Annotated in this window: 8 protein-coding genes and 1 tRNA gene; 4 read left to right on the forward strand and 5 right to left on the reverse strand. The window is 66.5% G+C overall.

The features are described from left to right. Window positions 1-105: 105 nt before the first annotated feature. The 4 genes from ACIPIA_RS05985 to ACIPIA_RS06000 form a co-directional block, all read right to left on the reverse strand. Window positions 106-181, reverse strand: a tRNA-Thr gene (locus ACIPIA_RS05985). A gap of 105 nt (window positions 182-286) precedes the next feature. Then, a complete protein-coding gene (locus tag ACIPIA_RS05990) occupies window positions 287-1,225 on the reverse strand; it encodes a prephenate/arogenate dehydrogenase family protein (RefSeq protein ID WP_400507614.1) in 939 nt (312 codons plus the stop codon). 5 nt (window positions 1,226-1,230) lie between these two features. Further along, on the reverse strand, window positions 1,231-2,331 hold the full coding sequence (gene hisC, locus ACIPIA_RS05995) for a histidinol-phosphate transaminase (RefSeq protein ID WP_400507627.1): 1,101 nt from the start codon (window positions 2,329-2,331) through the stop codon (window positions 1,231-1,233). Between the two features lie 32 nt (window positions 2,332-2,363). Next, complete coding sequence (locus ACIPIA_RS06000; RefSeq protein ID WP_400507616.1) at window positions 2,364-3,197, reverse strand: chorismate mutase; 834 nt, start codon at window positions 3,195-3,197, stop codon at window positions 2,364-2,366. 169 nt (window positions 3,198-3,366) lie between these two features. Between ACIPIA_RS06000 and metX the strand changes: the two genes are divergently transcribed. Beyond that, window positions 3,367-4,536 carry a homoserine O-acetyltransferase MetX gene (gene metX / locus ACIPIA_RS06005; RefSeq protein WP_400507618.1) on the forward strand — a complete coding sequence of 390 codons (1,170 nt, stop codon included), beginning with the start codon at window positions 3,367-3,369 and terminating at the stop codon, window positions 4,534-4,536. Between the two features lie 2 nt (window positions 4,537-4,538). Continuing rightward, window positions 4,539-5,162, forward strand: coding sequence for a methionine biosynthesis protein MetW (gene metW / locus ACIPIA_RS06010; RefSeq protein WP_400507620.1), 624 nt, complete (start codon window positions 4,539-4,541; stop codon window positions 5,160-5,162). Window positions 5,163-5,305: 143 nt separating this feature from the next. On the opposite strand, the gene clpB is transcribed toward metW, so the two are convergent. Next, complete coding sequence (clpB, locus tag ACIPIA_RS06015; RefSeq protein WP_400507622.1) at window positions 5,306-7,924, reverse strand: ATP-dependent chaperone ClpB; 2,619 nt, start codon at window positions 7,922-7,924, stop codon at window positions 5,306-5,308. Between the two features lie 175 nt (window positions 7,925-8,099). Between clpB and ACIPIA_RS06020 the strand changes: the two genes are divergently transcribed. Both ACIPIA_RS06020 and ACIPIA_RS06025 read left to right on the forward strand, forming a co-directional pair. After that, on the forward strand, window positions 8,100-8,408 hold the full coding sequence (locus ACIPIA_RS06020) for a DUF2293 domain-containing protein (RefSeq protein WP_400507623.1): 309 nt from the start codon (window positions 8,100-8,102) through the stop codon (window positions 8,406-8,408). A gap of 137 nt (window positions 8,409-8,545) precedes the next feature. Continuing rightward, the coding region (locus tag ACIPIA_RS06025; RefSeq protein WP_400507625.1) for an MOSC N-terminal beta barrel domain-containing protein at window positions 8,546-8,801 on the forward strand (256 nt) is incomplete at its 3' end.

Below are 8,801 nucleotides of genomic sequence, written 5' to 3' on the forward strand. Positions count from 1 at the left end.
GGAGGTTCCGACTCGAACCGGAGAAACAGCCAACGAGAAGCCGCCCGTTCGCAAACAAAGAAGCCGCCCTTTCGGAGCGGCTGCGAGCGTCTCTGAGAATGAGGATGGTGCCGCAAGAGGGATTCGAACCCCCGACCCCCTCATTACGAATGAGGTGCTCTACCAGCTGAGCTATTGCGGCAACGGGAGGCGCTGTAACAGCCGCCGCCGGGCTTGGCAAGCCCAACTCGGCATCGTGCACAGCCGCGCTGCACAAGCGCCGAGCGGGCCGCTCCGGCCAACGACTCTAGTCCTTCCGCAGCTTCTCCGTCTCCGGCTTCTCCTGGCCGAGCGCGACGATGCCGCGGCGGATGGCGCGCGTGCGTGTGAAGTGCTTGTGCAGCGTCTCGCCGTCGCCATAGCGAATGGCCCGCGTGAGCAGTGCGAGATCCTCGTTGAAGCGGCCCAGCATCTCCAGCACCGCTTCCTTGTTGTGCAGGAAGACATCGCGCCACATCGTCGGGTCGGAAGCTGCGATGCGGGTGAAGTCGCGGAAGCCGCCGGCCGAGAACTTGATCACCTCGGACTGCGTCACCGCCTCGAGATCCTCTGCCGTGCCGACGATGTTATAGGCGATGAGATGCGGCAGATGGCTGGTGACGGCCAGCACGAGGTCATGGTGCTGCGCGCTCATCACCTCGACCAGCGCGCCCATGCCTTCCCAGAACTGGCGCGTCCTGGCGATGGCCGCGGGGTCGGTTCCCTCCGGCGGCGTCAGGATGCACCAGCGGTTGAGGAACAGGCTGGGAAAGCCCGCATCGGGCCCCGAATTCTCGGTGCCCGCCACCGGGTGGGCCGGCACGAAGGAGACGCCTTCCGGCAGGTGCGGCGACACGGCATCGACGACCGAGCCCTTGACCGAACCAACGTCCGACAGGATCGCGCCCGGCTTCAGTTCGGACGCGATCTCGGCCGCGACCTCCCCGCAGGCGCCGACCGGCACGCACAGGATGACGTGGTCGGCATCAACCGCCGCCTCCGACGCCGTGTCAGCGACGGCATGGCCAAGATCAAGCTCGCGCGCCCGCTTGCGGACCGCTTCGTCGCGGTCGGCCAGAATGATCGTACCGGCGAGGTTCAGCTCCTTCGCCGCGCGCGCGATCGACGAGCCGATCAGCCCGATGCCGATGATGGCGAGGCGGGCGAAGACCGGCTCGGAACGGCGCGGCGCGAAGCTTTCCGCCATCTCGATCACGCCTTGAGGAATTCGGCGAGCGCGGCGACGACGAGGCGGTTCGCCTCTTCGCTGCCGATCGTCATGCGCAGGGCATCGGGCAGGCCATAGCTGCCGACGGCGCGCAGGATGAGGCCGCGCTGGGTCAGGAAGGCATCGGCCTCCTTGGCGGTCTTGCCCGGCGCTCTGGTGAAGTGGATCAGCACGAAATTGCCGACCGACGGGGTGACGGTGAGACCGAGCTTCTCGATCTCGGCCGTCGTCCAGGCCAGCCATTTCTCGTTGTGCTCGATCGCGGCCGCGACATGGGCCTCGTCGGCAACGGCGGCGGCGCCGGCCTCGATCGCGGCGCCGTTGACGTTGAACGGGCCACGAATGCGTTCGAGCGCGTCGACGACGTGCGCCGGAGCGTAAAGCCAGCCGATGCGGAGGTTGGCGAGCCCGTAGATCTTCGAGAACGTCCGCGTCATCACGACATTGTCGCTCTCGGCGACGAGTTCGAGGCCCGAAGCGTAGTCGTTGCGACGGACATACTCGGCATAGGCCGCGTCGAGCACGAGCAGCACATGCGGCGGCAGGCCGGCCTGCAGGCGCTTGACCTCGTCGAAGGGCAGATAGGTCCCGGTCGGGTTGTTGGGGTTGGCGAGGAAGACGATCTTCGTCTGCGGCGTCACCGCAGCGAGGATGCCATCGACATCGGCGGTGTAGTTCTTCTCGGGCACGATGACCGGCTTGCCGCCGGCGGCGAGGATGGCGATGCGATAAACGAGAAAGCCGTACTGGCTGTAGATGCCTTCGTCGCCGCTACCAAGATAAGCCTTTGTGACGAGCTCGAGCAGCTCATCCGAACCGTTGCCGCAGATGATCCGTGCGGGATCGAGGCCGTAGCGGCCGGCGATCGCCTGCTTGAGCTTGCTCGACGTACCGTCGGGATAGAGCTCCAGCTTCGCGGCGAGGCCCTCGAAGGCCGCGATCGCCTTGGGGCTCGGGCCGAGCGGGGTCTCGTTGGAGGAGAGCTTGTGCAGCTTCACGCCGGCGGGCGCGGCGGATTTGCCGGGGACGTAAGCCTCGATGTCGAGGACGCCGGGACGCGGGGTGGGACGGGTCGCCATGGTGATTGACCTTGCAGCGGGAAACAGAGCGCGCCCGCTCAACGGGCGGATTTGACGGCGAAGCGGGCGGCGTGGCTGCCGACTTCGGAGAAGTCGCTGAGGCCGGCGGGGACCAGAGCCTCGCGGATCGCGGCCTGATCGACCTCGCCGGAGGCTGCGACCAGCAGCGACAGATGCGAGCCGTCCGCCGCGGAGGCGGAGACTTCGGCCAGATGCTCGGCGAGGCCATGGCGCAGGTTTTCGGACCAGCGCTCGACGCGGGCGGCGTAGAGCGCGATCTCGCGCACCGCGGCGTCGGTGAGAGGCTTGGCGATGCAGTAGACCGGCGTGCCCGCCGGATGATCGGGCCGCTCGATGAAGGGCAGACGCGCGATGATCTTGGGCTTGTCGGGGCCGATAAGCTCTCGCCACCAGATGCCGGCGCTGGCGCCCTGATCCATGCGGAAGATACCGAGGTCTCCGGCCGATTCCGCGACGGCACGGATGACCGCGCGGGCATCCTCATGCGGAACGAAGGGCACGGTGAAGCCGAAATGGAAACGGGCGGAGTCGCGCATCGCCGGATCGCCGCCGGAGACGTCCGCATGCACGGAGTAATTCGCCTGCACATAGGTGAAGGTGGCGATGATGATGCGCCAGATGCTCTCGACCGTGTCGAGCGGCAGCAGCCCCTTATGACGCAGCGCCAGCCGCTTCATCATGTCGGCCTCGCGGCCGGGGCGGAAGGCGGATCCGGAGGCCTGCGTCTTCTTGACCGAGATGAGCGTCTCGATGATCTGCGAGCGCTCCATCAGCAACGCATGCATGTCGCCGTCGATGCGGTCGATCTCGGCGCGTAGATCGGCAAGGGTGGTCGGGGCGGCTTCGGTCATGGCAACGCGCTTTCCGGCAAGGCCACGCTCCTTAGCGCTCCGGCGCGGCCTTGGCAAAGCCGGCTGCACAGTCCTGCGTTGACAGCAGCGCCACGGCACGGCATCGCTAGGGTTCGATTTTCCGAACGCCTGGACCGGCAAGACAAATCCAACTGTCGAAGCGGACGAAATGAGCGATCTCTCCCCCAGCCTGGCCGATCCGCAAAAGGAGGCGAACGAGCCTTCGAGCCAGGTCGCGCGGTTCGGGCCCGAGACGCCGCTGCTGATGGATTGCGGCGTGGTGCTCGACCACTGGCAGATCGCCTACCAGACCTATGGGGAGTTGAACGCGGCTCGGTCCAACGCCGTCCTGGTCTGCCATGCGCTGACAGGCGACCAGTATGTGGCGAGCCGCAACCCGATCACCGGCAAGGGCGGCTGGTGGACCTCGATGATCGGGCCGGGCAAGCCGATCGATACCGACCGCTTCTACGTGATCTGCGCCAATGTGATCGGCGGCTGCACCGGCACGACCGGCCCGGCCTCGACCAATCCGGCAACGGGCAAGCCCTGGGGCCTGTCCTTCCCGGTCGTCACCATCCGCGACATGGTGCGGGCGCAGGCCGCGCTCGTCGACTCGCTGAGCATCGAGACCCTGTTCTGCGTCGCCGGCGGCTCTATGGGCGGCATGCAGGTGCTGCAATGGGCGGCGAGCTACCCTGCCCGCGTATTCTCGGCCCTGCCGCTGGCCACCGGCGCCAAGCATTCGGCGCAGAACATCGCCTTCCACGAAGTCGGCCGGCAGGCGGTGATGGCCGATCCGGACTGGCGGCGGGGGCGCTATCTCGAAGAAGGCACGCGTCCCGCCAAGGGCCTGTCGGTGGCGCGGATGGGCGCGCATATCACCTATCTCTCGGAACAGGCGCTGCACCGAAAATTCGGCCGCAAGCTGCAGGACCGGGAGGCGCCGACCTTCTCCTTCGACGCCGATTTTCAGGTCGAAAGCTATCTGCGGCATCAGGGCTTGAGCTTCGTCGAGCGCTTCGACGCCAATTCGTATCTCTATGTCACCCGCGCGATGGACTATTTCGACCTCGCGGCCGACCATGACGGCGTGCTGGCGCGCGCCTTCGCGGGAACCAAGACACGCTTCTGCGTGGCATCCTTCACCTCGGACTGGCTGTTCCCGACTGCGGATTCCCGCGCGATCGTCCATGCGCTGAACGCGGCTGGCGCCTCGGTCTCCTTCGTCGAGCTCGAAAGCGACAAGGGGCACGACGCCTTCCTGCTGGAAGAGCCCAATCTCTTCGCCACCACCCGCGGCTTCATCGGCGCGGCGGCACGGGCACGCGGACTCTGAGCATGGCCTTCAGCGACAACCAGACCCACCGCATCGACCTGCGACTCGTCGCCGAGATGGTGACGCCGGGCACGCGCGTGCTCGATGTCGGCTGCGGCGACGGCGCCTTGCTGGCCCTTCTCGCGGAAACCCGCAGGGTCGATGCGCGCGGTATCGAACTGTCTCGCGAGGGCGTGGCCGATTGCGTGACGCGGGGGCTTTCGGTGATCCAGGGCGACGCCGATACCGACCTCGTCGACTATCCCGACGACTCGTTCGACTACGTCATCCTGTCGCAGACGATCCAGGCGACCCGCAATCCGCGTCTCGTGCTGGAACAGATGCTGCGCATCGGCCGGCACGCCATCGTCTCCTTCCCGAACTTCGGGCATTGGCGGATGCGCTCCCAGGTGTTCTTCCAGGGGCGCATGCCGGTGACCGACGCCCTGCCCTATTCATGGTGGGATACGCCGAACATCCATTTCTGCACGATCCGCGACTTCGTCACACTCTGCGACCAGATCGGCGCCAAGAAGGAGCGTGCCGTCGCGCTCGATGCCGCCGGAGGGCGCGTCGGCGTCAACGCACCCTGGTGGTTCTGGAACCTGTTCGGTGCACAGGCGGTGTTCCTGCTGAAACGGGGCTGAACCCTTCTCCCCCTCGGGGATGGCGAAGCCGTGACGGATGAGGGCCGCGCACCGGCCAAAAGAAAAGGGCCGCTTGCGCGACCCTTCCCTCATCCGCCTGCTCCGCAGACACCTTCTCCCTCGTACGGAGAAGGGAACAGCGGTCAGTTCAGCGCGACACCGGCCGGCCGCTTCTCCTTGACGGCTGCGACGGAGCCCAGCATCAGCGACCCCGGCCCGACCGTGATCGGAACCGTTTCGCCGTCGACAATCTCGCCGCCGAGGATCGCTTCCGCCAGCGGGTCCTGCACCGACTTCTGAATCACGCGCTTCAGCGGGCGCGCGCCATAGGCCGGGTCGTAACCCTTGTCCGCCAACCACTCGCGCGCCTCCTTCGAAAGCTCGAGGGTGATCTTGCGGTCGGTCAGCAGCTTCTGCAGCCGCGCCATCTGGATATCGACGATCGCATCCATGTCCTTCCGCCGCAGGCGATGGAACAGGATGATGTCGTCGATCCGGTTCAGGAACTCCGGCCGGAAGGCATGGCGGACCACGCCCATGACCTCGTCGCGAACCGCGTCGCTGTCCTGCCCTTCGGGCTGGTTCACCAGGAACTCCGAACCGAGGTTCGAGGTCATGATGATCAGCACGTTGCGGAAGTCGACGGTGCGGCCCTGTCCGTCCGTCAGGCGCCCGTCGTCGAGCACCTGCAGCAGGACGTTGAACACGTCCGGATGCGCCTTCTCGACCTCGTCGAAGAGCACGACCTGATAGGGCCGGCGGCGGACCGCCTCCGTCAGGGCCCCGCCCTCCTCATAGCCGACATAGCCGGGAGGCGCGCCGATCAGCCGGGCGACCGAGTGCTTCTCCATGTACTCGGACATGTCGATGCGAACGAGCGCCGTGTCGTCGTCGAACAGGAACGAGGCGAGCGCCTTGGTCAGCTCGGTCTTGCCGACGCCGGTGGGGCCGAGGAACATGAAGGAGCCGATCGGGCGGTTCGGGTCCTGCAGGCCGGCGCGGGCGCGACGGACCGCGGTCGAGACCGCCTCCACCGCCTCCTTCTGCCCGACGACGCGGGAGCCGAGGACCTCCTCCATGCGGAGCAGCTTCTCCTTCTCGCCTTCGAGCATCCGGTCGACCGGCACGCCGGTCCAGCGCGAGACGACCGCGGCCACGTGATCAGGCGTCACCGCCTCCTCGACCATGCCGGCGCTCTCGCCCTTCTCCTCGATCTCGGCCAGCTTCTTCTCGAGCTGCGGAATCTCGCCGTAGGCGAGTTCGCCCGCCCGCTGATACTCGCCCTTGCGCTGCGCCTGGGCGAGCTCGTTGCGGGCATTGTCGAGCTTGGTCTTGATCTCCGCCGCCTGGCCGAGCTTGTCCTTCTCGGCCTTCCACTTGGCCGTGATCGTGTCGGAGCGCGACTCCAGGTCAGCCAGCTCGGATTCGAGCCGCTTCAGCCGCTCCTTCGAGCCGGCATCGCTCTCCTTCTTGAGCGCCTCCTGCTCGATCTTGAGACGGACGATCTCACGATCGATCGAATCCAGCTCCTCGGGCTTGGAGTCCACCTGCATGCGCAGGCGCGCCGAAGCCTCGTCGACAAGGTCGATCGCCTTGTCCGGGAGGAAGCGATCGGTGATGTAGCGGTTCGACAACGTCGCGGCCGAGACCAGCGCCGAATCCGTGATGCGGACGCGATGGTGCTGCTCGTATTTCTCCTTCAGGCCGCGCAGGATCGAGATGGTGTCCTCAACCGTCGGCTCCTCGACGAAAACGGGCTGGAAGCGCCGTGCCAGCGCGGCGTCCTTCTCGACATATTTCCGGTACTCGTCGAGCGTGGTCGCGCCGACGCAGTGCAGCTCGCCGCGCGCCAGAGCAGGCTTCAGCAGGTTGGACGCATCCATCGCGCCGTCGGTCTTGCCGGCGCCGACGAGCGTATGCATCTCGTCGATGAACAGGATCACGCCACCATCCGAGGAGGAAACCTCGGTCAGCACTGCCTTCAGGCGCTCCTCGAACTCGCCGCGATACTTCGCGCCGGCGATGAGCGAGCCCATGTCGAGCGCGAGCAGCTCCTTGTCCTTCAGGCTCTCGGGCACGTCGCCGTTGACGATCCGCAGGGCGAGGCCCTCGGCGATGGCGGTCTTGCCGACTCCGGGCTCGCCGATCAGGACGGGGTTGTTCTTGGTCCGGCGCGACAGCACCTGGATCGTGCGGCGGATCTCCTCGTCGCGGCCGATCACCGGGTCGAGCTTGCCCTCGCGCGCCGCCGCGGTGAGGTCGCGCGCATATTTCTTCAGCGCGTCATAGGCCTGCTCGGCCGACGCAGAATCAGCGGTGCGACCCTTGCGGATCGCCTCTATCGCCGCGTTGAGCGCCTGCGGCGTCACGCCGGCCTTCGAAAGGGCCTTGCCGGCCTCCGTGTCCTTCTCGATCGCGAGAGCAAGCAGCAGCCGCTCGACCGTGACGAACGAATCGCCGGCCTTCTCGGCCGCCTTCTCGGCGGTGTCGAAAACGCGGGCGAGGCCCGGCGTCAGGTTGAGACCACCTGACCCGCCCGAAACCTTCGGCAACTTGGCCAAGGACTGGTCGACAAGCTGCAGCGCGAAGCGCGACTGGCCGCCGGCGCGGTCGATCAGGCCTGCCGCCATGCCTTCATTGTCGTCGAGCAACGCCTTGAGCAGATGCTCCGGCGTGAACTGCTGGTTGCCCTCCCGCAACGCGATCGTCTGCGCCGCCTGGAGGAAGCCCTTCGCGCGATCCGTATATTTTTCAATGTTCATTCAGCTATCTCCGCCCGCAGGGCGCGTCCCGTAGCAACGCAGACCCTGCTGCCTTTCATCAGGATAGGGCGCCACGATGGGCCGCCCCTCGCACCCCAAGATAGTGTGACATTGGCGCAACGGAAGGGGGGCCGACGACAATTGACCTGACCCGAATGGCAGGCGCAGATCGGGTATGGCCGGGACCAAGCGACAGCAGGCGATTCGTCGGGCGCTGAGAGCGCTGGCGCCCGGCATTCCGCTCTCGGATGCCGAGGCGGTGATCACCTTGGCGGAGCGGCGCCACATGAAGGATCTGCCGCCCTCAACCGCGCTCTGGCTCGCGCTCGGCAGCCATGTCCGCCATGTCCATACCGATTACGAGCGCTTGCTCACCGACGGCTATGACCGCGACGCCGCCCGCTTCTTCGTCGCCGATGAGACGGACGCGGTACTCTCCAGCTGGGGCTGTCAGCGCTCCGTAAGCGAAGGCGAGGACGAGTAGGCCCAATCGCCGCCCCGGAGACTCGTCGCCCTCTGCGATGCGATGCCAGCGACGGATCGAAACGGACACAAGATTTGAACTGTCAGGACCGGCTCCCGCCGCTATGGTCCGGCACTCTGCCCTTTTCGGACCCGACCATGCGCATCGAAACGCTCTACCGCTACCCCGTGAAGGGCCTCTCGCCGGAGCGACTTCAGCGCGCCGATCTCCCGACCGACGGCTTTTTTCCCGGAGACAGGCTGTTCGCGATCGAGAACGGCCCATCGGGCTTCGATCCGGCCGAGCCGGTGCACCAGCCGAAGATCAAGTACCTGATGCTGATGCGCAACGAGTCTCTCGCACGGTTGCGCAGCCGCTATGACGATGCGAGCGGCGACCTCGTCATTCACGAAG

This window comes from Allobosea sp. CER48, from assembly GCF_044752385.1.
GTDB lineage: Bacteria > Pseudomonadota > Alphaproteobacteria > Rhizobiales > Beijerinckiaceae > Allobosea.